At 68.3% G+C, this 18921-nt stretch carries 33 protein-coding genes; 29 read left to right on the forward strand and 4 right to left on the reverse strand.

Annotation, left to right across the window (positions count from 1 at the left end):
- Positions 1-29 precede the first annotated feature (29 nt).
- The 15 genes from ACFPP6_RS06075 (at position 30) to ACFPP6_RS06145 (ending at position 8351) form a co-directional block, all read left to right on the forward strand.
- The gene (locus ACFPP6_RS06075; RefSeq protein WP_382037958.1) at positions 30-1013 is read left to right on the forward strand and encodes a mucin-2; all 984 of its coding nucleotides are present in this window, start codon (positions 30-32) and stop codon (positions 1011-1013) included.
- Positions 1010-1723, forward strand: coding sequence for a zinc finger domain-containing protein (locus ACFPP6_RS06080; protein ID WP_382037959.1), 714 nt, complete (start codon positions 1010-1012; stop codon positions 1721-1723). Before ACFPP6_RS06075 ends, ACFPP6_RS06080 begins: the two co-directional genes overlap by 4 nt.
- On the forward strand, positions 1720-2187 hold the full coding sequence (locus ACFPP6_RS06085; RefSeq protein ID WP_382037963.1) for a hypothetical protein: 468 nt from the start codon (positions 1720-1722) through the stop codon (positions 2185-2187). The genes ACFPP6_RS06080 and ACFPP6_RS06085 overlap by 4 nt, the downstream gene beginning before the upstream one ends.
- On the forward strand, positions 2184-2354 hold the full coding sequence (locus ACFPP6_RS06090) for a zinc finger domain-containing protein (RefSeq protein WP_382037964.1): 171 nt from the start codon (positions 2184-2186) through the stop codon (positions 2352-2354). Before ACFPP6_RS06085 ends, ACFPP6_RS06090 begins: the two co-directional genes overlap by 4 nt.
- Positions 2351-2542, forward strand: coding sequence for a hypothetical protein (locus tag ACFPP6_RS06095; protein WP_382037965.1), 192 nt, complete (start codon positions 2351-2353; stop codon positions 2540-2542). The genes ACFPP6_RS06090 and ACFPP6_RS06095 overlap by 4 nt, the downstream gene beginning before the upstream one ends.
- Positions 2539-3063, forward strand: a complete 525-nt coding sequence (locus tag ACFPP6_RS06100; RefSeq protein ID WP_382037967.1) for a hypothetical protein — start codon at positions 2539-2541, stop codon at positions 3061-3063. The genes ACFPP6_RS06095 and ACFPP6_RS06100 overlap by 4 nt, the downstream gene beginning before the upstream one ends.
- A 151-nt stretch (positions 3064-3214) precedes the next feature.
- Positions 3215-3568, forward strand: a complete 354-nt coding sequence (locus tag ACFPP6_RS06105; RefSeq protein WP_382037969.1) for a hypothetical protein — start codon at positions 3215-3217, stop codon at positions 3566-3568.
- Complete coding sequence (locus tag ACFPP6_RS06110; protein ID WP_382037971.1) at positions 3568-3930, forward strand: hypothetical protein; 363 nt, start codon at positions 3568-3570, stop codon at positions 3928-3930. The genes ACFPP6_RS06105 and ACFPP6_RS06110 overlap by 1 nt, the downstream gene beginning before the upstream one ends.
- A 106-nt stretch (positions 3931-4036) precedes the next feature.
- Positions 4037-4210: a hypothetical protein gene (locus ACFPP6_RS06115; RefSeq protein ID WP_382037972.1), complete on the forward strand. Its 174-nt coding sequence runs from the start codon at positions 4037-4039 to the stop codon at positions 4208-4210.
- Positions 4207-4419: a hypothetical protein gene (locus tag ACFPP6_RS06120; protein WP_382037974.1), complete on the forward strand. Its 213-nt coding sequence runs from the start codon at positions 4207-4209 to the stop codon at positions 4417-4419. Before ACFPP6_RS06115 ends, ACFPP6_RS06120 begins: the two co-directional genes overlap by 4 nt.
- Positions 4416-4598 carry a hypothetical protein gene (locus ACFPP6_RS06125; RefSeq protein ID WP_382037976.1) on the forward strand — a complete coding sequence of 61 codons (183 nt, stop codon included), beginning with the start codon at positions 4416-4418 and terminating at the stop codon, positions 4596-4598. Before ACFPP6_RS06120 ends, ACFPP6_RS06125 begins: the two co-directional genes overlap by 4 nt.
- 48 nt (positions 4599-4646) lie before the next feature.
- Positions 4647-4877, forward strand: a complete 231-nt coding sequence (locus ACFPP6_RS06130) for a hypothetical protein (protein ID WP_382037978.1) — start codon at positions 4647-4649, stop codon at positions 4875-4877.
- Complete coding sequence (locus ACFPP6_RS06135; protein WP_382037980.1) at positions 4874-5008, forward strand: hypothetical protein; 135 nt, start codon at positions 4874-4876, stop codon at positions 5006-5008. Before ACFPP6_RS06130 ends, ACFPP6_RS06135 begins: the two co-directional genes overlap by 4 nt.
- Before the next feature lie 605 nt (positions 5009-5613).
- Entirely contained in the window at positions 5614-7809 is a 2196-nt protein-coding gene (locus ACFPP6_RS06140; protein ID WP_382037981.1) for an RICIN domain-containing protein, read from the forward strand.
- 296 nt (positions 7810-8105) lie between these two features.
- Positions 8106-8351 (forward strand): hypothetical protein, encoded by a 246-nt coding sequence (locus ACFPP6_RS06145; protein WP_382037983.1) that lies wholly within the window; start codon positions 8106-8108, stop codon positions 8349-8351.
- 91 nt (positions 8352-8442) lie between these two features.
- On the opposite strand, the gene ACFPP6_RS06150 is transcribed toward ACFPP6_RS06145, so the two are convergent.
- Genes ACFPP6_RS06150 through ACFPP6_RS06160 form a run of 3 tightly spaced genes read right to left on the reverse strand, consistent with a single transcriptional unit; the run spans position 8443 to position 9299 of the window.
- On the reverse strand, positions 8443-8598 hold the full coding sequence (locus tag ACFPP6_RS06150; RefSeq protein WP_382037985.1) for a hypothetical protein: 156 nt from the start codon (positions 8596-8598) through the stop codon (positions 8443-8445).
- Positions 8591-9013 (reverse strand): GIY-YIG nuclease family protein, encoded by a 423-nt coding sequence (locus ACFPP6_RS06155; RefSeq protein ID WP_382037986.1) that lies wholly within the window; start codon positions 9011-9013, stop codon positions 8591-8593. Before ACFPP6_RS06155 ends, ACFPP6_RS06150 begins: the two co-directional genes overlap by 8 nt.
- The gene (locus ACFPP6_RS06160; RefSeq protein WP_382037988.1) at positions 8952-9299 is read right to left on the reverse strand and encodes a sigma-70 RNA polymerase sigma factor region 4 domain-containing protein; all 348 of its coding nucleotides are present in this window, start codon (positions 9297-9299) and stop codon (positions 8952-8954) included. The genes ACFPP6_RS06155 and ACFPP6_RS06160 overlap by 62 nt, the downstream gene beginning before the upstream one ends.
- A gap of 172 nt (positions 9300-9471) precedes the next feature.
- Here ACFPP6_RS06160 and ACFPP6_RS06165 point away from each other — a divergent pair, with 172 nt between their 5' ends.
- From ACFPP6_RS06165 to ACFPP6_RS06220, 12 genes are all read left to right on the forward strand, one after another.
- On the forward strand, positions 9472-9621 hold the full coding sequence (locus ACFPP6_RS06165; protein ID WP_382037990.1) for a hypothetical protein: 150 nt from the start codon (positions 9472-9474) through the stop codon (positions 9619-9621).
- Positions 9622-9691: 70 nt separating this feature from the next.
- Entirely contained in the window at positions 9692-10765 is a 1074-nt protein-coding gene (locus ACFPP6_RS06170; RefSeq protein WP_382037992.1) for a DUF2637 domain-containing protein, read from the forward strand.
- Positions 10762-10911, forward strand: a complete 150-nt coding sequence (locus tag ACFPP6_RS06175) for a hypothetical protein (protein ID WP_382037994.1) — start codon at positions 10762-10764, stop codon at positions 10909-10911. The genes ACFPP6_RS06170 and ACFPP6_RS06175 overlap by 4 nt, the downstream gene beginning before the upstream one ends.
- A 7-nt stretch (positions 10912-10918) precedes the next feature.
- Positions 10919-11065, forward strand: a complete 147-nt coding sequence (locus tag ACFPP6_RS06180; RefSeq protein ID WP_382037996.1) for a hypothetical protein — start codon at positions 10919-10921, stop codon at positions 11063-11065.
- Between the two features lie 2 nt (positions 11066-11067).
- Entirely contained in the window at positions 11068-11658 is a 591-nt protein-coding gene (locus tag ACFPP6_RS06185; RefSeq protein WP_382037997.1) for a hypothetical protein, read from the forward strand.
- 19 nt (positions 11659-11677) lie between these two features.
- Positions 11678-12187 (forward strand): hypothetical protein, encoded by a 510-nt coding sequence (locus tag ACFPP6_RS06190; RefSeq protein ID WP_382037999.1) that lies wholly within the window; start codon positions 11678-11680, stop codon positions 12185-12187.
- On the forward strand, positions 12187-12885 hold the full coding sequence (locus tag ACFPP6_RS06195; protein WP_382038001.1) for a hypothetical protein: 699 nt from the start codon (positions 12187-12189) through the stop codon (positions 12883-12885). The genes ACFPP6_RS06190 and ACFPP6_RS06195 overlap by 1 nt, the downstream gene beginning before the upstream one ends.
- Positions 12886-13016: 131 nt before the next feature.
- On the forward strand, positions 13017-13622 hold the full coding sequence (locus ACFPP6_RS06200; protein WP_382038003.1) for a DUF7341 domain-containing protein: 606 nt from the start codon (positions 13017-13019) through the stop codon (positions 13620-13622).
- Positions 13623-13740: 118 nt separating this feature from the next.
- Positions 13741-13971, forward strand: a complete 231-nt coding sequence (locus ACFPP6_RS06205; protein ID WP_382038005.1) for a DNA-binding protein — start codon at positions 13741-13743, stop codon at positions 13969-13971.
- Positions 13972-13989: 18 nt separating this feature from the next.
- Positions 13990-15297, forward strand: a complete 1308-nt coding sequence (locus ACFPP6_RS06210) for a hypothetical protein (protein ID WP_382038007.1) — start codon at positions 13990-13992, stop codon at positions 15295-15297.
- A 13-nt stretch (positions 15298-15310) separates the two neighbouring features.
- Positions 15311-15652: a hypothetical protein gene (locus ACFPP6_RS06215; protein WP_382038008.1), complete on the forward strand. Its 342-nt coding sequence runs from the start codon at positions 15311-15313 to the stop codon at positions 15650-15652.
- Between the two features lie 85 nt (positions 15653-15737).
- A complete protein-coding gene (locus ACFPP6_RS06220) occupies positions 15738-16088 on the forward strand; it encodes an HNH endonuclease (RefSeq protein WP_382038010.1) in 351 nt (116 codons plus the stop codon).
- A gap of 211 nt (positions 16089-16299) precedes the next feature.
- Here ACFPP6_RS06220 and ACFPP6_RS06225 read toward each other — a convergent pair whose 3' ends face one another.
- Complete coding sequence (locus ACFPP6_RS06225) at positions 16300-16635, reverse strand: hypothetical protein (protein ID WP_382038012.1); 336 nt, start codon at positions 16633-16635, stop codon at positions 16300-16302.
- Between the two features lie 130 nt (positions 16636-16765).
- Here ACFPP6_RS06225 and ACFPP6_RS06230 point away from each other — a divergent pair, with 130 nt between their 5' ends.
- Positions 16766-17236, forward strand: a complete 471-nt coding sequence (locus tag ACFPP6_RS06230) for a phage terminase small subunit P27 family (protein WP_382038013.1) — start codon at positions 16766-16768, stop codon at positions 17234-17236.
- Positions 17237-17363: 127 nt separating this feature from the next.
- Positions 17364-18920 carry a terminase large subunit gene (locus ACFPP6_RS06235; RefSeq protein ID WP_382038015.1) on the forward strand — a complete coding sequence of 519 codons (1557 nt, stop codon included), beginning with the start codon at positions 17364-17366 and terminating at the stop codon, positions 18918-18920.
- Position 18921 lies beyond the last annotated feature (1 nt).

The raw sequence follows: 18921 nt of genomic DNA on the forward strand, positions 1-18921 counted from the left end.
CCTACCGGCACGACCGAGAAGAGCACCACATGCCCCACTTCGCCGTCGATACGAGCGTCCACGCACACCGCAAGGTCGTGCGCGTCGGCAACGCAGCCCTCGGGCTGTGGACCCGCCTGGGCAGCTATGCCTGCGACCACCTCACCGACGGCGTCATCCCGGCCGAGATCGCGGCCATGTACGGCAGTGACCCCCAGATCCGCAAGCTCGTCGCGGTGGGGATGCTCCACGCCGCCGACCACACCTGCCGCCGCTGCGTCCAGCCTGTCCAGGGCGACTACGTCCTTCACGACTACCTCGGTCCCAACGCCTCCCGCGCCACCGTCGAGCAACGCCGCGAGAAGGCCGCCGCCAAGAAGCGTGAGCAGCGTGCAGGCCAGGACGAGCAGGGGGGCGCGGCAAAAAAGCCAGAAGTTTCTCCGAAGATTCGCGACGAAAAAGAAGACGTTTCGCGCGCGAAAGATACCCCTGTTTTTGAAGAAACCACAGGTCAGCGAAGTGCGTCCCCCGGGGACCAAACTCAGACTCGCGCGCGCCCGCGCCCTAACCCTGTCCCTCCTTCTCTTCCTTCGGAAGAGAAGGAGGGCAAGCAAGCTAGCTGCGACAGCCCCCCACGCATCGGTGACCGCCCCCGGATCCCCGACTCCTGCCGCCCCCTCGTCGAAGCCCTCACCAGTGCACGACTCGTCGTCGGCTGGGACCTCCAGCCCGCCGAGTGGTTCGTAATCGAGGCCCTCGTCAGCCGATGCGGCATCCCGATGCTCATCTCCTCCGCAAACGCCAGCTGGCACGGCGCCCGCACACAACCGCGGTCCGGCCGGTACTTCCTCCCAGCCTGGCGTGCCCTCCCCGACGCCCCCGCCCAGCCGCACACCACCACCGACGCTCTCCCCGCCGTCGTCGGCGGAGACGTCATCCCCTTCCAGCCCCCAGGCCCGCCCACCGGCACCGACGCCAAGGTCGCCGGCTGGCTCGCCCTCGCCGAACAAGCAGCCCAGGAGGAGAACCAGTGACACCCGCCGAAGCCCTCCAGCTCCTCGCCCACGCCGCCGCCTTCGACAACCGCCAGCCCAGCCAGATCGCCGGCCGCGCCTGGGCTGCCGCCCTCCACGACATCCCCCTCGACCAAGACACCCTCGACGCCGTCGCCGCCTTCTACGGCACGAACACCCTCGACGGCGCCGCCAGATTCGACCCCACCAAGCGCCGGTGGCTCGAACCCCACCACGTCCGCCACCACCGCCAGCAGATCCGCAACGCCCGCCTCGCCGAGACCAACGCCTTCTACGACGGAACCCCGGGCGAGACCGGAGCCGAGTCGATCCAGAACATGCGCGCCCTCACCCGATCCGCCGCCGACGGCCACCTCCCCCCGCAGGGCGCCCGGGCCGCCATCACCAGCGGCCACGGCGTGGACGCCGATGGCCGCGGCCGGGCCATCCTCAACTCCGTGGGCCGGGAATCCCTCAGCCGCCGACCCGAGTTCGCCGCCAGCTGCCCGCATTGCGGAGCCGCCGCCGGAGTCCCCTGCCGCAACGGCCACGCTCCCCGGCTTCGCGACGCCCACCCCAGCCGTATCGAGGCCAGCCGCCGCCTTGCCGCCGGCCTCCCCCAGATCGACCCCGCCGAGGAAGCCGCGGAACGGGCGCGCCGGATCTCCGCCTCGTACCACGCCCTCAACCGCCAGGCCGCCGCCCAGGACGAGGAGACCGCAGCGTCATGACCGACCACCCTGACCACACCGCCGACCCCGACCGCGTCATGACCGCCCTCGCGGCGGGCATCCGCGGCAACCACCAAGCCGCGATGGACCTCCTCATCCCCATCATCGAGCGCGGCCCCCATGCCACCTGCTGCATGCTCGCCGCCCTCGCCGACGCCGCCAGCTTCGACGCCCGCAACCACCAGGCCCCCGGCACCCACTTCGGCCTCGCCACCCTCCACACCGACGGCACCCCCGCCAACATCGCCGACGCCGACCCTGGCCCCCGCTTCGCCGCCCGCTTCATCACCGCCTGGGCCAACGGTGATCCCGCCACCGCCTACGCCCTCTACAACGCGATGCTCAGCGACGGCACACGGACCATGAGCGACGACCTCGCCATCGGCATCCGCACCGTCTACGAGATGGCCGTCGTCTCGCTGCGGGACATGCTCCAGCGCACCGCACCCGAGCAGTCCTCGTGAGCGGCCAGCCCGCTCACCCCGAGCACGCCATCCCGTGTCCCTGGTGCAAGGCCCAGCCCGGCCAGCGCTGCACCGGCCAGCGCGGGCGCCGCCTCGCCATCCCGAGCCACGACGCCCGCATCACCGCCTGGAACAACCAGCCGACCGGCGAGGAGCGCGACCAATGACCGACCGCATCCGCCTCGACGACCTCACCAGCAGCCAGCTCGACCAGCTCTACGACCAGCTCGACATCCTCCGCGGCTTCTGCGACGTCGTCCTCCTGGAGCTGGAGAGCTGGCACCCCACCGAAAGCCCCCGCCTCCTCCGCACCGAACTCGCCGCCCTCAGCGCCGCACTCCGGGCCGCACCGTGACCACCGCCGACCTCCCCGGCCTCGTCATCCTCGGCGCACCCCTCTGGACCGTCCTCCTCCTCGTCGTCGGCGACTACGCCGGCCGGGCCTGGAGAGCCGCCCGCCAGCCCCAGCCAACCGTTGGCGGCACCAACGATCCCATCGACATGGAGCCCACCGTGACCCACCACGAGACCCAGACCTACGCCCTCACCGGCATCGCCGCCCTCACCATCGGCGCCGGGATGTACGCCCACGTGGTGCACCAGCCCGTCCTCACCGCGGCCTGCGTGATTGCCGCGCTCGGCCTGAGTCACGCTGCCCGCCGCGAGCACTGCCACGGCATCGAGGCCCGCGCCGCGGCCGTCCGCGCCGACCGGGCGGCGCGGTTCCCCGGGGTGACGTACCTGGTGGCGCTGGAGCGGGAGCCCGGCGCCAGCGCGGCGCAGGTGTTCGGCTGCTGTTGCGCTCCTGCGCTGTTCACGGAGGGCCAGGAGCACGCGGGCGAGTGCGCGGCCGGCCGGGAGTCGAGCAGCACGTGACGGGGCCCGAGAGACCCGTGAAGGGGCCTGGGTGGCTGCGTGACGGACGATCACACCTTCCTGGCCCCCTCGGGTCCCCCCGGCTCTTGATCGAGCCTCAGTCGCCCGCACGGCGCCTCGACTTCCGCCAGCCCGTTTCAAGGAGCCCTGGATGCCCACCCGCACTTTCGCCATCGCTGAACTTGCCGCGCTCGGCATCCCGCCGGACAGCCCTGACGACATCGAGTACAGCGACCACCTGTTCGCCGACGAGCCAGTCACGACGCAGAAGTACACCGCCCTCCGCCGTGTGATCTTCCGCGCCGAGGACGACGGCCGGATCTGGGCCGTCGAGTACGAGACCGCGATCGACGCCGGCGACTACGAGATCGGTGAGCCGCCGGACGACCACGGCTGGCACGGCGACACCGTCGAGGCCGTCGAGGTCCAGCAGCAGCCGGTCACGGTCTTTCGCTGGGTGCCGATCGAGGACGACCCGGCCCGCCTGGATGACGGGGTGCAGTGATGCCGATCCGTCCCGAGAACCGCGACCGCTACCCGGCCGACTGGGCGGAGATCAGCCAGCGCATTCGCTTCGAGCGCGCCGGCGGCCGGTGCGAGTGCCTCGGCGAGTGCGGCCGCGGCACTCACGACGGCCGGTGCCCGAACGTCCACGGCAGCGAGGCGTACGGCACTGGATCGCGCGTGATCCTCACGACTGCCCATCTCGACCACACGCCGAAGAACTGCAGTCCGGACAACTTGCGAGCCATGTGCCAAGGCTGTCACCTGCACTACGACGTCGAGCACCACCGGCAGACCGCAGCCGCCACCCGTCGAGCAGCGGTCGAAGCAGCCGGGCAACTCACCTTCGTGCAGCCGGACTGATGCTCCCGCTGATCGGCTTCATAGCCCTGGTCTGCCTCTGGACCAGCGTGCTCGTCACCCCACCCGACCGCCGGCGCTTCACCGGCCGACCCAAGGAGACCCGCCGATGAACAACACCGCAACGGCCGCGAACTACCGCGCCTACGCAGCAGACTTCCAAGCTCGCTGCCCTGACCACGGCACCGAGCACTCTAGGTGGCTGAACTGCCGCTGCAACGAGGCGCAAGACCTTCTGCGCCGCGCTGCCATCCGCGAGCAAGCAGCGGAGGGAACCCGATGACCGATCCGACCACCGCTGACCTCCGCCGCGAGCTGGAGAAAGCCCGCCTCACCCTCATCGACAACCAGACGCACCTCGCCGCACACGCCGAGATGAACGCGGCGCTCCACTGCTCCAGCGTGGTCATGCACTCGCCGCTGCACGCCAAGGTCACCGCCACGATCGCGAGCATCGAGCACGCCCTCACCCGCACGGAGAGCGCCCGATGAGCTATCCGCACCGGATACGCCTGCACGACGGCGCCACCCACGCCGCGCAGGAGCTCGTCGGCTATCTGCACCGGTACCTGACGACCGCGTGCCAGCACGACGCCGGGCCCCCGCACCCCGAGCTGCCGCCCGACGCACCGGTCACCTGCCCGGCCTGCACGACGAACTGCACCTCCTGACCAGCCGCCCGGCCGCCGACCGCGGCCGGGCCCGACCGAGAGACACCGATGCCCCAGACCACCATCCTCCCCGGCCAGATCTACCGCAGCTGCGACCCCCGCGGCGGCCCCCGCATCCGCGTCAAGAGCTACACCCCCGGCCACAACACCGCCCACGTCGTCGACGCCGACGACGGCAAGCGCCCCCGCTGGATCCTCGTGGACTCCCTGCACGCCAGCGCGACCACCCGGTACGGGAAGCCCCGGCGCACCGGATACGCCCTGGAGGCCGGCCAGTGACCGACACCAACCCGGCCGCCGTGCTGCGCGCCGCCGCCGACCTCGCACGCTTCAGCCCCGCTGCCCGTGATGCGCGCCACTGCTTGTGCTGGCGTTTCGTCAACTCCCGCACCGTGGCGACCCTCACGTGATTTTGATCATGGGCATGTCGGATATGTGGCACTAGCCTCTGAGGTTCGAACCCAATACACACAACAGAAGGAAAAACTTGCGCAAGAGACCCAGGCTGCTCGCCGGGGCCGCCGCAGCACTATGCGTGCTGCTGATGCCGTCTCCCGCCCAAGCAGCAGACGGGCCCAAGACCTACAAGACCGTCTTCTCGACAGTCGACGGCACGGGGCCGGATGCCAAACCGGTCGACCCCAAGGAACTCGCACGGTCACCGCGGGACAAGGCGGGTAAGCCCTCTAGCGAGACACCGCAAGAAGTTGAGAGGAGGCGCCAGGACGCACTAGAGAAGCCAAAAGAGGCGAGACGCCAGCGGCTTGCAGCGGCCGATGGCCCCCCCAACCCGGGCAGACGCGACGCAGCATATTGCGAGGTTCGCCTAAAGCCTGGGCAAGTCACCATGCATGAGACGTTTGACCACTGGTCGTTCTGCGACGTCCAGCGATATCTCCTTGAGCAGAAGGAGTGCAATGGAAATACCGGGAAATGTAAAACCATAGGCTCTGTAAACTTCCGAGGGATTCTAGCTGGAGAGGGTCACCAGGGAACGCGGGAGACGGACCGGAGGATGCTTTTTACGGTCCAGCTGGACAATCCGATATTTACCAACGAAACCGAGCGGCTCAAAACGCAGATACTCACCCTGGGCATGCGTTGCTGGGTAACCACGAATAATGGTGCGGATTATTGCAAGCAGGGAGCCCATAAAGGCCGAGCGGACAGCATCAGCCGTTGGCTAGTGGATCCCTACACGTGGTTTGACTTCGACGTTCCCATAGGGTCTGCCACGGACACGGATAAGTTGGCACACGTCGACTTCAAGTTGATCGGAAACCCTGGCGTAGGTTCACCGGCCGAAGGGGACTGGACATCCCGATCAGGAGGCGCCCGGTGTGACTCAAATGGTTACGTCTACTACGGGAACCTCTCGCACGGCTGCGTGTTCGACCAGACGGTATCGATCTTCAGCTTTGTATCGAGAAAAGAAACCGAACACTCGGCCAAGCACATTCGCGAAGCGCAGCTCTACCCCGACTTGACGATACCTCCCGTTAACAACAAGAGCATCCCCGGCTCTATCGAGTCCATGAAGCCCCTAACCCGCATGCGCTCCGGAAAAGAGAACGATTACAATCGGGATAAGAGTACGGCGCAATGCCGTAAATGGATAGCCAAGAAGTACCACACCATGCCGAATGGCCCGTTCGACTGCGACGAATACCCATTCGCCTCCACATACGAAGGCTCCTGGATGGGGAACCCAGACAGGACAGCTATGTCGCATTTTTCGGTGAGGGCAATTCCGAGTGATGACAATCAACAGGGCGGTCGCGATCTCAATGACTGGTATGTGGCGCAGCGGATCATTGACGAGGACAGGTTCTACGTCAAGGTCGTGAAGCAAGACGGAAGTGAACTGGCAGTGCCGGCTCCGCCGCCGCCGCCCAAGACGCCGCAGGGTCTCGTGACCGGCGACATGGACGATGACGGCAAACCGGACCTGCTCGCTATCCATAAAGACGGGACGGGGAAGCTCCGCTTCCACCCAGGCAAGGGAGACGGAAGCCTTGGGGCAGGTAAGGAGATCGGCCCTGAGGGTTGGGCCAATGCAGCAGTCTTCACGCATGGCCAAGACTTCAACGGCGACGAAGAAGAGGATGTGGTCGCTCGTGTAGGCAGCGACCTGCTCCTCTACCCGGGTAAGGGCGACGGAACCATCGGGACCCCCATACCCTTCAAGGGCTACGGAAAGGGGTGGGACCCGGCCGTTAGGAGCATTGTCACCGTCAGCGACGCCACTAACGACGATTACCCGGACATCATCGCCTTGTTGAAGGACCAACTTTGGCTATACCCGGGAGACTCATCCGACAAGCCATCGCTACTGGCTCCGATGAAAATAGGAACTCGCGGTTGGGGTGATTACGACATCGTCGCCGCCGGTGATCGTACCGGAGACGGGAAAGCGGATCTTGTCGCGAGAAACCGGCAGAGCGGAATGATGTTCCTGTACAAGGGGCCTTTGAATCGCGAACTCAAAACCCCACCGCCGCTGCCGGAGCAAACAGTAATCAGAATGGTCAATGGCAACAGCGAGAAATGCTTGGAAATTGATGGCTCCAGCACTCGCAACGGTGCCCTTGCTCAGCAATGGGACTGCAAGGGTCAGGCGGGAGCGCAATGGCAGATACAGCCGGACGACGGCAGTAGCTTCAGCAGCGTCCGAATAGTAAATGCCAATAGCGGAAAATGCCTCGAAGTGGCAGACTCGCGCAAGGATAATGGCGCCCCTGTGCAGCAGTGGGATTGCGTGAACAGCGAAACGCAGAAGTGGGAGGTGATTTGGAATAGCAATCTGGCCGAGCCGTTTACTCTTCGGAACCGCAACAGCGGTAAAGTGATCGAAGTTGACAACTCAAGCAAGTCCAATGGCGCTCGGGTGCAACAGTGGGATAATGCTGGCCAGCGCGGCGCTAAGTGGTGGTTCAGGGAAGAAGCTCCTGATTCAGGGCGAATCGTTCTGACTCCTAATCAGTCGAACGCGACAAGGGTATTCAACGCCGAAAATAGCCCTCTCATAGCGGCAGGTTACGACAGTGACCATGACGGGCGATTGGATATCTGGGCTACGCGGTACGACGGCTCGCTCGTTTTGCTCCGAGATGACCCTCAGCGGCACGACAGCGACTCTCCTCAGCCTCAAATAAACGCAATCAAAGACGTTGAAAAGTCTGGTTGGAGCAATATTGCCAGCATCGGATGAGTAGCATGTTCGGTGAATAAAGTTCGAGCCGCCCAATTCAGGGAGCCAAAGTGCAAGCTACCCCTCATCAGGTCGTCGAAATTCGGCCGCGCCTCCACTACAGCACGATCCAGCTCGCGTTGGTGGCATTTGGTCAGCAGCCCGAGGGTGATGGTGTTGTGAGGCTGCAGGGCCCCGCTCTGGAACTAACTTGCAGAGACGCCAGTGGCTACCCACTGTTCCGGCTGGAGTACCTCGCGGTCTCTCCACGGGAAGTTCCCCCGGGTTCTTGGGACTATCAACGCACTCTTGACGGGGTGGAAGTCTATAACCCGCCCCTCAAGGTGATGAGCCTTACGGGACCAGTAGCGGCTGAACTGGACGTCCCTAAGGGGTTCTATAGCCTGCGCATCCTGCGCGGCCTCAACACGGCTTACGAGGCACCCTCAGACGAGCCAGATGAGTTCATCGACGACGACTACGATGAGGATGCTGAGCCCGGCGAGCCCGAGGAACACTGGCTCATCCAGATCTGGCCCCAGGGCAAGGCACCTGCCGTGTAGGTTTATCGCCATCGCCAAACAACTGCCCCCTCGCCCGCTTTGGGCTAGGGGGCAGTGCATTGCCGGCGAGGCCGCGGCGGCACGCGCCGGGCTAGTCGTCGTAAGAGGGCTCGTTCTCGCCGTCGTCGCAGCACGTGGCGCGCTCGTCGAGCACCTCCTCGCCGCAGGAGTTGCAGAACCAGTAGACCGGCTCACGGTCGACACCCTCGACCTCCGCGGACGGTTGGGTCTCAGCCGAACTACTCATCGGACACCCCTTCGCGATTCTTTGCTGGACGCTTCGACCCACGATGGCCCTTGGCAATCTGGCTGGCGCGAGCCGCCCGTTGCGCGCGAGCCTCCGGAGTGCCGAGAACTGCCTTCCAGTACGCGCCATGGCACGGGGCGCTGTGCACGTTGTGCTTGGCGTTCTCGGAAGTCAGAGCAGTCTTCTCGGCCGCCCTCGCTTCCGCCCGGGTGGGGTACCAGGTCACGCTGTACTCCGCCACGTCTCGCCACCAGCTGTTCGCGACGTGCTCTCGCCACCGGCCCATGGGATCTTTGCTGATGCCGACGTACAGCAGCTGGTGGTTCGCATCAAACAGTCGGTAGAGCGCGACCTCATCGCCCTCCGCTCGCTGGATCATCTGGCCGTGCGTCGTGTGTAGCGGCATCTCCGTCATCCCCACCCTGCTTCTTCGGCCTGTCCTTCCACGACCCGGAGTGCCCGCGCAAGATGTCCTGAACGGTGCCCAGTGAAGTGCCGACCCGGGCCGCGATCTTCCGGAGCGAGACACCCTCGCCCCTGAGCTCGAATACCATCTGGCTCCGCTCGTCCTTCCAGCGGACATTGCGCTTCACCTGATCAGCCATGACCTTGCTCATGGCCTGAACGCGCGCCTCCGGGTCGGCGATCCGCTCGACCTCATCGAGAGCCTCGGACACTCGCCGCACCTCCTCGTCACTCACACCCGAGCCCTTCTCAATTTCGGGCGGGTCGCTTCCCAAGAGTGTATGGGTCCCATACACTTCACGGAAGTAGCCCCGCGCTACCGATGAAGAACGGCCCCGGCCGGCGCTCGCAACGCCACATGGCCGGGGCCAGACCCACCCACAACCATCACGAAGAGGCAGGTCCGCCATGGACTGTACCCACCCACAGCTCCCTCAGCCCACAGAGCACCCCGGGCACCCGATCATCGACCAGCCCGCCACCGTCGACGCCTGCCGCCAGGACTACGAGCAGGGCGAGGCCGAGCGCACCGCCAGCGAGCACCGCGACTGCCGCTGACCCACCCAGACCGGGCCGGGTCCGCCACCTCCCCCGGCGGGCCCGGCCCTCCTCCGCCCAGGAGCAGCACGTGAAGATCGAGATCCCCGACAGGATCAAGGGCCGCGTTGTCTGGTGCGCCTGCCACTCCTTCATCGGCGCCGCAGCAGCCGGCATCACCGGATGGTCCCTCTACGTCATCGCCCGCCACTACGGCGTCCCCAAGATCCTCGCTTTCGGCACCGCAGCCGTTTTCGACGGCGCCGCCATGGCCTGCTTGAACCTCGCCAGCCAGGCCGTCCGTGAACGCCGGTCCGCCCTCGGCCCGCTCCTGGCGACCCTGGGCATGGCCAGCATCTCCGTCTACCTCAACAGGCTCCACGCCGACCTGATCCATGGCGGGCGGGGCGCTTTCCTCCTCTTCGCCATGCCCACCGTGGTGCTGCTCATCCTCGCTGGCCTGTCCTGGTCCGCTCAGCGCGCCCGGATGCGGGCCCAGGACGGCGACGTGCCGGCGACCCTGCCCCGGCTCGGATTCTGGGGCTGGCTCATCGCGACGGAGGAGTCTTGGAAGCGCACCACGACACAGGTCCGCGCCCACGTGACCAGCACGGACAACCCCCGGACAGAGCCTGCACCCGCCAAGCCCCGAAGCGCGACCGAAGCACTCCGCGCCCACTTCGCAGGCATGCACCCCGTCGAGGCGATCCGCTTCGCCCACAGCGCCCGGCCTGACGCCGCACCCGGCGAACTCGCTGCCGAACTTGCCCTCTACGGCATCCACGTCTCTCCGGTCCAGGTCGCGCTCGTCCTCGGCCATCAGCCTCCCGTCACGACCGTGGACCGTCCGGATCCCGTCCGGACTCCTCCAGGGGCAGAACCTCCCGCCGCGGGACCGGCGCCGCTGACCAGCGCGGATCGCAATCCGGATCGATCCGGATTCCGCCCGGAGCTGATCAAGGACGCAGTCCAGTTCGTCACCGCTCAGGGCATCACCGACACCGCCATGGCGACTGCAGAGGTCTCTCATCTCATGGGCAAGCAGGTCCGCGAGGACACCGTCCGCCGCTACATCAGCGACCTGACCAAGCAGCCGAAGCCCCCCGGCGCCGAGCAGCTCCCCTTGGGCGACGGGATCGACGAGGGAGAGGGCTTCTACCCGTGACCGCCCTCGACTGTCTCTGGCCCCTCGAACTGGCCCTGGGCTTCATCGCCGTGGTCGCGCTGCGCCGCCACCTGGCCAGCCTCCTGGGCCTCTCCGCACTCGTCGCCATGGCGGCCGTCGCCCTCGCCGCCCTCATCACCCACTGAGGCCCCGATGTTTCTCACCCTGATCGCCGCCGGGCTCCTCTGCCCGCTGCTCACCCACCGGATCGCGGAACGCAAGCCGCTCCTCCACGCGGCCGCGGTCGGTGCCTTCATCGGCGCCCTCATCCTGGCCATCCTCAGCCGGGACGAGTGGTGACCGTGACCGAGCACCTGATTCCACCCCCGCCTGCCTACCCACCGGCGATCAGCGCGCGAGAGCCTCGCCCGTCTGGAGCGCAGGGCGCATGGCCTCTGCCCTGGTGGCAACAGAAGCCTGACGCCCTTCCTGGACCAGAAGCCGTCGTCGACATCGACGGCCTCCCCAAGAGCCCGCCGCCGGCCGGCATTGACGGTGCCGAAGAGGGAGCCACGCCGCTCGAAGACGAGGCGCTCCCCGAGCCCGTTCCGGTCTGGTTCATCCCCGCCCCCGGCTACTATCCGGCGCTGCCCACCCCGGGCCCGCCGACCGCTCTCAGCCCCCGCACCCGTGCCGCCCTCTACAACCTCACTGCCGCTGGCACCGGATACGGCCTCGGCCTCGCGCCCCTCATCAGCCACGCCATCACCGCCGTCGGACACACCAGTATCAGCGGCGCCCTCACCCTCGGCTGCGGCACCTGCCTGGCCACCGCCCACTTCTGGGACCGACGGACCCGCCACTGGTGGCCCGGCCTCGCCTGGGTCGCCCGCATCCCCCTCGCCTCCGCCGTCCTGGCCCTGGCCCTCTACGCACCCGCCACCACGACCTGACCCGAAGGGGACACTGAGTATGCTTCACCACTTCGTGATCGCAGCCGCCGCGCCGGACTTCACCGTCGACAGCGGGCACGTCCTGGGCAGCGTCGGATCCGGCGGGATCGCCCTCGCCCTCACCGGCGTCCTCGTCGCCGGCATCCGCCAGCCCAAGAATGGCGGCGGCCCCGAAGGCGTCGGCGGAGGCAAGAAGAGCAAGATCCGCAAGCGTCTTACCTCGGACCAGGCCCAGCTGACCGGCATCGCCGCCGGCACGTTCTACATGACCGCTGGCTCGATCTGGACTGCCAGCGGCAATATCTCCGATGCCTTCGCCTCCATCTTCACGAGCGGGGGGTTCGGGAACGTCGGCCTCGGCGCCGTCTCCCTCCTGCTGGCCGCGATCATGTACTACCGGGAGCTCACGCCCGGCCGCGCCGCGCTCACCGGCATCCTCTCCGCGGGGATCTGGGCGCAGGCCGGCGGCATCTGGGGCCTGCCCGAGGCCCTTGTCCTCACGGGCGCTCACGCAGCAGGCGCCCTCTGATGAACGACACCGAGCAGCCCGGCCGGTGGCGGGACGAGCTGCGCCCCTACCTGCCGTCCCGGGGGGCGGTCGAAGCCCTGTGCACGGGCTCGGCCGCACTCGTCGGCCGGGGCTGGGCGTGGATCACCGCGGAGGACTGGCGCACCGCTCTCAGCTGTCTCGGCTACGTCGCGGCCGGCGGCTACGTGGCCGTGTACGTGCTGGCTCATACGGCCGTCACGCCGTACGTACTGCCGACCGGCACGGTTGCATGGTGCGCGGCTGCATGGATGCACGCCCCTCCCAGCGAGCCCGAGCCCGACGAGGACGAGCCGGAGGAGCCCGAGCAAGACCAGGACGATGAGCCGGTTGCGCAGGCCCCTGTGCTCTCGTCGGAGGAACTATGCGCCCTCGTCCGCACGATCGCCCGGGGAGGTGCCGGCGCCCACCTCTCCGCCCTCGCCGAGCACCTTCCGGGCGGCCCTCATGACGCCTCCGCTGTACGGGCGCTGTGCGCCGCCCACGGGGTGCCTGTGTCCAATTCCGTACGGCAACCCGGTCGCGCCGTGTCGACGGGGGTGCGGGTTGTCGACCTTCCGCCCGCTCCCCGAGCCTCACCCGCGGCCCCTGGCGTAGGTGTAGCTGCCGCAGGTCAGGATGCAGCTACAGACTCAACTACAGCTACAACTATGCCTGCTGCCGAGCAGCACGCCGAGTGAGCGTACTGATCATCTGCACCCCTTGCTATCTCTCAACCGTTGTCTGGAAAGCGGCAGCTTCCGCGCGCACCGCAGCGCGGAGGCTGCCGCAATACCATGGGGAACACCAACGACATTCGGAGCGCAGGCCCATGGATGACCGCGACGGCGCCCCAGACCCCTGCCCGGTCTGCAAACGCCTATCCACCCGCCCTCACGACGACTGCCGCCACGACCTCGACCGCACCCTCGCCCAACTCCCAAGCCTGTACCACCAGCTCGAACAGGCCCTCCCACCCGGCCGGCGCGGGACCACCAGCAGAGCACCCTCATACGGCACCAGGCTCCCCGTCCGGCTCGACAGCCTCGACCTCCGCGCCCGAGGCGGCATCGAAGGAGTCCTCACCTGCTGGGAGACCGACGTCCGCCACCACCTCGCCTTACCAGACACCCCCTACCGGGGCACCGTCGAACAGCAGATCAACAGCGCCGTCACCTTCCTCCGCGGCAACCTCCTCTGGATCCTCGACCAGCACCCCGCCGCCGGCGACTTCGCCACCGACATCCACAACATCACCGCCCACGCCACCACCGTCATCACCGGCGAACCCCGCGAACGCCGCCTCCGCCTCGCCTGCCCCTGCGGCGCCACCCTCGCCATCACCCTCTCCACCCCCGGCCGCCTCTGCGCCTGCGGCCAGCAATACGGCTTCCACGAACTCCGCCACCTCGACCTCGCCCCCCGAAACGCCGCCTAACCGACAAGCACCCCTTGACGGCACCACCTGGGCGAACGTAACCTCCCGTCAACTGGACACGAATGCCCCAAGAGACCACGCGCCCCCGGGTGGTCTCTTGGCGCACCGGGAGGTACCCATGACTCCCAACCCCCTCCTCGTCCCCGAAGACGAAGCCGCCGCATGGACCGGCCGCCCCGGCGTGACCATCCGCCGCTGGGCCCACGAAGGCCGCATCCACCGCTACGGCAAAGGACGAGGCCGCGTCCGCTACAACCTCTGGGAACTCCCACAGAAGCGCCTCAACGAGGCCACCGGCGAAACCATCCTTGGACCACCCCCGCCCCTGCCCACGGCACGCGCCGCCTGATCTCCGGGAGGTGCCGGCATGCCCTTCCCTCCAGGCGCCGAGACGATCACCCTGACCGGCAAGGTGACCGTTCCCGTGGGCGGCACAGCGAGCGCAGGACAGATCACCTTCACCCCGTCCGCGCGCCTCGTCGACGCCACCCACAACACCATCTACACCGGCGGCGGCTCCATCACCCTCGACGCCTCCGGCTCCTTCTCCTGTGAGCTGCTGCTGAATGACGCCGACGGCGTTGCACCAGCAGGTTGGCGCTGGCGCGTCGACGAGCAACCCGCACGTGGCACCCATTGCACGTACTGGATCACACTCACCGCAGACATGGGCCCGACCGTGGACCTCGCCGACGTCGCGCCGGTCTCCTCGCCCGGCGGCGGCAGCCTCGGAGGACCCCCGTCCGGGCCAGCCGGCGGGGCACTGGCCGGCTCCTACCCCAACCCCTCCCTGGCCGCCACCACCATCGCCCTGTTCGACCCTGCTGGCGCCGCAGCGACGGCCCAGGCCGCGGCCATCGCCGCAGCCGCCACGGACGCGACGAGCCAGGTGACCGCGCACACGGCCGCCAGCGACCCGCACGGGGACCGGGCCTACGCCGACGCCAGCAAGCTCTCCAAGGCCGCGAACCTGTCCGACCTGGGCAACGTGAACACGGCCCGCACGAACCTCGGCCTCGGCACCGCCGCCGTCCTGAACGTCGGTACAGCCACCGGGACCGTGGCAGCCGGCGACGACGCACGCTTCACCGACGCCCGCACCCCGACCGCCCACGCTGCCACCCATGCCGCGGCCGGCAGCGACCCGGTCACCCTGACGCAGGCCCAGGTCACCGGGCTCGTCTCCGCGCTCGCCGCGCTCCTGCCGCTGGCTGGCGGCACGATCACCGGCAACCTCACGGTCAATGGCTATACGACCCTGGCCGGCGGGCAGTTCAATTCAGACTTTGCGGCCTTTGGTGACCTCCGGCTGATCGGCACGGGCAAGGCGTACCGCATGCGCCGGGGGGGCGGGGGCCTGGACTTCGAGGGTGCCGGCGCGGACCTGATCGTCAGCGTCTGGTCGGCTGGCGACTTCACCGGGACCCAGCGCTCGTACCTCCGTCTCAGCTCCGATGCGCAGAACCTCCAGATCGCGGGCAAGGTCGAGTACGTCGACGGGCTCTACGGGGCCACCCGGCATGTGATCGACGGCGCCGCCAACGCGCTCGGCTTCCACGGCGCCGCCCCCGTCGCCCAGCAGGCTGTCACCGGCTCCACCGGCGGCAACACCGCCCTGCAGAACCTCCTTGCCGCGCTCGACACGCTCGGCCTGATCGACAACCAGACCACCTGACCAGGAGACCGACATGCCCCGCGTCAACGTGCCCGTCACCTCGATCACGCGCACGGGCATCGCCCCGGCCACCGAGGTCAACGGCGACGCCACCAACAACCACTCACTGACCAACGACGGCAACGTCTGGGTCATGGTCCGCAACAGCGGCTCCACCGTCGCCCGGACCCTCTCCGCTGTCTACGCCAACACCGTCGACGGACAGATCGTCCCCGCGAAGACCTGGTCCATTCCCACCTCGTCCACGAGGTACATCGGGCCCTTCCCCGTCAGGTTGTTCGGGACCACGCTCAACCTCGACGTGGACAACGCCGAGCTCAAGCTCTCCGCCTACACCCTCCCCCTCTCTACCTGATCCCCCCCGGGGGCAGGAACAAGCCCCCGGGGGTGGACCCCGCCCCGGGGGTGCCACACCCGGGGGTCATGCAGGAGGGGGTGCCATGCCCACGTCCCCGCCCACCCGGTGTAGCGAAGGCGGCTGCCACGAGCTCACCACCACCGGACGGTGCGACGCCCACACCCGCAAAGCCTGGGCCAACCCCTCGAAGGCGTGGCGGGCGGGCAGCACCCGCCAGCACCGCCGATGGCGCGCGGCCCGGCTGGCCGAGGAGCCCGAGTGCCGGCGCTGCGGTGCCACCAAGGACCTCCAGGTCGACCACATCGTCCCGCTGTCCGAGGGCGGATCACGCTGGGACCCTGCCAACGCCCAGACGCTCTGCGCCACCTGCCACGAGGTCAAGTCGGCCGAGGACCGGCGCCGACGGACCCGCGAAAGGTACCTGTCCACCTGAGCGGATCCCCTGTCCGGAAGCGTCCCGGGGCTGTCCGGCCGGGACGGCCTTGGTCTCTTCGGAGAATCGGCCAGGCGGACCGGTAGGGTAGGGGAGTCCAAATCGCCAAATCGGACATCCCGGACAGCGCCCCGGTCAGCTGGGATCGCGCACGCTCAGCTCCGCGGCCCCCCTTGAGGGGAGCCGTCGGGAGAGCTTGATCGTTCGGTGTTCACCGCTGCTCGTGCACTTCGTGGATGAGGATCCATGCCCGGTGCTCCTGCCGGGCATACCCACGCGGGTTCGCGTGCCAGCACTCGGCACGAGCCGGGATCGGTCCGCAGGTGCTCCCGTTCAGAAGGTCGTGGCCGAGCAGCGCCTCGGCGTAACGGACGGCGTCGAGCTCCGCATCCCCTGGGGCGTCACAGCGCAGGTCGACGTCGGCGAACCGGTCCATGATGGCGGCACGCCGGACGAGATACTCGCGGGTGCGGTGAGCGCCATCGCTGTCTCCGGCCAGAATGCCGAGTTGTTGCGCTGCGGTCAGCTCGCGCAGGAGCTCTTCCATGCGGTCCTCCTCTGCGTCGGGGATGTCTAGCTTCCCGTGGAGGCGCTGGGCCGTCGGCGCCTTGGGCACGGACGGGTCGTGATGTAGGGCACAGGCGGAGCGGATCCGATTCGCGGTCGGGAGGTGTGGGATGGCCTCTCCGAAGCCGCGTCCAGCCGGGCTTAAGTTGGTCGAGGGCCGGGCGCCGGGTCGGGATTCCGGCGGGCGCCTGGTGAAGCCGGTGCCGTCGTTCCGCCGGCTGCCGCCGGAGCCGCCGGAGTGGCTTCCGGAGGAGGCGCGGGCGGAGTGGGAGCGGGTGGTGCCGGAGCTGGCCCGCCTGGAGTTGCTGAAGCCGGTGGACCGGTCGGCGTTGGCGGCGTACTGCCTGTGCTGGGACCGTCTGGTCCAGGCGCAGCGGGAGATGGCGCAGGACGGTTCGGTGCTGTCGACGAATTCGCAGGGGCGGGTGCGGCATCCGGCGGTGGCGGTGATCGAGGCGGCGTCGAAGGAGCTGCGCGCGTGGGCGGGTGAGTTCGGGCTGACGCCCTCGGCCGAGGCCAGGGTCGGGCGTCAGGAGGCGGACGATGGCGACGAGGCGAACCCGTTCGCGGGATCCGGCTGAGCTCGGCATCTCTCCCGAGGTCGCTTGGTACTTGGCGGAGCGGGGGGTACCGCTGCCGGACTGCCCGCCGAAGGTCCAGACTCCCAGTCCTGGCGAGGCCCCGGGCGCCGTCTTCGACCCTGACCGGGTGGACCGGGTCCTCCAGGCGTTCCACTTGCTGCGCCACACCCAGGGCAAGTGGGCGGGCAAGCCGCTGGATCCGGACCCGTGGCAGGTCGCCTACATCATCGCGCCCGTGTTCGGGTGGGTGCGGTGGGACGACGAGGCGGAGGGGTACGTGCGGATTGTCCGCAAGCTCTACGTCGACGTCCCCCGCCGCAACGGCAAGACCACGCTCTCGGGCGGCATCGCGGTGTACCTGATGGCGGCGGACGGGGAGCCTGGCGCGCAGGTGTACGCGGCGGCGACGTCGGAGAAGCAGGCGCGTTTCACGTTCGATCCGATCCGGCTGATCGCGGAGCGGGCGCCGGCTCTGAAGGGGAACGTCAAGGCGTTCACGAAGAAGATCACGCACCCGGCGTCCGGCAGCTACTTCACCGTGGTCTCGTCGGTGGCCGAGGCGATGCACGGCGCGAACGTTCACGGCGGGATCATCGACGAGCTCCACGTTCACAAGACGGCGGACCTGGTCGAGACGATCGAGACCGGTACGGGCTCGCGCCGTCAGCCGCTGGTGGTCACGATCACCACGGCGGATGACGGCAAGCAGGAGTCGATCTACGACCGCAAGCGGCAGTACGTCGAGCAGCTGGCCCGCGGGGCCCTGCACGATCCGGACACCTACGGGGTGGTCTGGGGCGCGGACGAGGAGGATGACCCGCACGCCGAGGCGACGTGGCGGAAGGCCAACCCCGGCTACGGCGTCTCCCCGTCGGCGGCCTACCTGCGGGGCGCGTCAGCCGAGGCCCAGCAGTCCCCGGCGGACCTGGCGAAGTTCCTGCGGCTGCACCTGGGCATCCGCACCAAGCAGGCGACGCGCTTCATCCGGCTGGAGGACTGGGACGCCAACGCCGGCATGGTCGACGAGAGGCTCCTGGCCGGCCGGGAAGCCTACGGCGGCCTCGACCTGGCCTCGACCTCCGACCTGTGCGCGCTGGCGTGGCTCTTCCCCGACGACCGTACCGGCACCCTGGACGTGCTCTTTCGGTTCTGGACACCGGAGGCCAACCTCGGCGCGCTGGACAAGCGCACGGCCGGCGCGGCGTCCCGGTGGGTGCGGGAGGGCTACCTGGTGGCCACACCCGGGAACGTCGCGGACTACGACTTCATCAAGGAGCAGATCCGTCGAGACCGGGACGCCTTCAAGGTCAAGAGCATCGGCTACGACCCTTGGAACGCCTCCCAGCTGACCAACGATCTTGCCTCGGAGCGGGCGCCGTTGGTGAGGGTCCGGCAGGGGTTCGCGACGATGTCGCCGGTGATGAAGGAGATTCAGCGCCTGGTCTTGCAGGGGAGCCCGGAGGCGCCGGCGCTGCGGCACGGCGGGCATCCGGTGGCCCGCTGGTGCGTGGACAATCTCGCGGTGGCGATGGATCCGGCGGGCAACGTGAAGCCGGACAAGGCGAACAGCGGCGACAAGATCGACGGCGTGAGCGCGTTGGCGACGGCGATGTCCGAGGTGGTGGCGCGGCCGCCGCGGCGGCGCAGCAAGTACGCGGACGAGGACGAAATCATGGTCGTGTGAC

This window comes from Streptomyces aureoversilis (genome assembly GCF_042657885.1).
Lineage (GTDB): Bacteria > Actinomycetota > Actinomycetes > Streptomycetales > Streptomycetaceae > Streptomyces > Streptomyces aureoversilis.

Coding starts and splice junctions, on each gene's coding strand:
- ACFPP6_RS06075 (WP_382037958.1), top strand. CDS start 30: ATGCCCCACTTCGCCGTCGATACGAGCGTCCACGCACACCGCAAGGTC.
- ACFPP6_RS06085 (WP_382037963.1), top strand. CDS start 1,720: ATGACCGACCACCCTGACCACACCGCCGACCCCGACCGCGTCATGACC.
- ACFPP6_RS06095 (WP_382037965.1), top strand. CDS start 2,351: ATGACCGACCGCATCCGCCTCGACGACCTCACCAGCAGCCAGCTCGAC.
- ACFPP6_RS06105 (WP_382037969.1), top strand. CDS start 3,215: ATGCCCACCCGCACTTTCGCCATCGCTGAACTTGCCGCGCTCGGCATC.
- ACFPP6_RS06110 (WP_382037971.1), top strand. CDS start 3,568: ATGCCGATCCGTCCCGAGAACCGCGACCGCTACCCGGCCGACTGGGCG.
- ACFPP6_RS06115 (WP_382037972.1), top strand. CDS start 4,037: ATGAACAACACCGCAACGGCCGCGAACTACCGCGCCTACGCAGCAGAC.
- ACFPP6_RS06120 (WP_382037974.1), top strand. CDS start 4,207: ATGACCGATCCGACCACCGCTGACCTCCGCCGCGAGCTGGAGAAAGCC.
- ACFPP6_RS06125 (WP_382037976.1), top strand. CDS start 4,416: ATGAGCTATCCGCACCGGATACGCCTGCACGACGGCGCCACCCACGCC.
- ACFPP6_RS06130 (WP_382037978.1), top strand. CDS start 4,647: ATGCCCCAGACCACCATCCTCCCCGGCCAGATCTACCGCAGCTGCGAC.
- ACFPP6_RS06140 (WP_382037981.1), top strand. CDS start 5,614: ATGCTTTTTACGGTCCAGCTGGACAATCCGATATTTACCAACGAAACC.
- ACFPP6_RS06150 (WP_382037985.1), bottom strand. CDS start 8,598: ATGAGTAGTTCGGCTGAGACCCAACCGTCCGCGGAGGTCGAGGGTGTC.
- ACFPP6_RS06155 (WP_382037986.1), bottom strand. CDS start 9,013: ATGACGGAGATGCCGCTACACACGACGCACGGCCAGATGATCCAGCGA.
- ACFPP6_RS06165 (WP_382037990.1), top strand. CDS start 9,472: ATGGACTGTACCCACCCACAGCTCCCTCAGCCCACAGAGCACCCCGGG.
- ACFPP6_RS06180 (WP_382037996.1), top strand. CDS start 10,919: ATGTTTCTCACCCTGATCGCCGCCGGGCTCCTCTGCCCGCTGCTCACC.
- ACFPP6_RS06190 (WP_382037999.1), top strand. CDS start 11,678: ATGCTTCACCACTTCGTGATCGCAGCCGCCGCGCCGGACTTCACCGTC.
- ACFPP6_RS06195 (WP_382038001.1), top strand. CDS start 12,187: ATGAACGACACCGAGCAGCCCGGCCGGTGGCGGGACGAGCTGCGCCCC.
- ACFPP6_RS06200 (WP_382038003.1), top strand. CDS start 13,017: ATGGATGACCGCGACGGCGCCCCAGACCCCTGCCCGGTCTGCAAACGC.
- ACFPP6_RS06205 (WP_382038005.1), top strand. CDS start 13,741: ATGACTCCCAACCCCCTCCTCGTCCCCGAAGACGAAGCCGCCGCATGG.
- ACFPP6_RS06210 (WP_382038007.1), top strand. CDS start 13,990: ATGCCCTTCCCTCCAGGCGCCGAGACGATCACCCTGACCGGCAAGGTG.
- ACFPP6_RS06215 (WP_382038008.1), top strand. CDS start 15,311: ATGCCCCGCGTCAACGTGCCCGTCACCTCGATCACGCGCACGGGCATC.
- ACFPP6_RS06220 (WP_382038010.1), top strand. CDS start 15,738: ATGCCCACGTCCCCGCCCACCCGGTGTAGCGAAGGCGGCTGCCACGAG.
- ACFPP6_RS06225 (WP_382038012.1), bottom strand. CDS start 16,635: ATGGAAGAGCTCCTGCGCGAGCTGACCGCAGCGCAACAACTCGGCATT.
- ACFPP6_RS06230 (WP_382038013.1), top strand. CDS start 16,766: ATGGCCTCTCCGAAGCCGCGTCCAGCCGGGCTTAAGTTGGTCGAGGGC.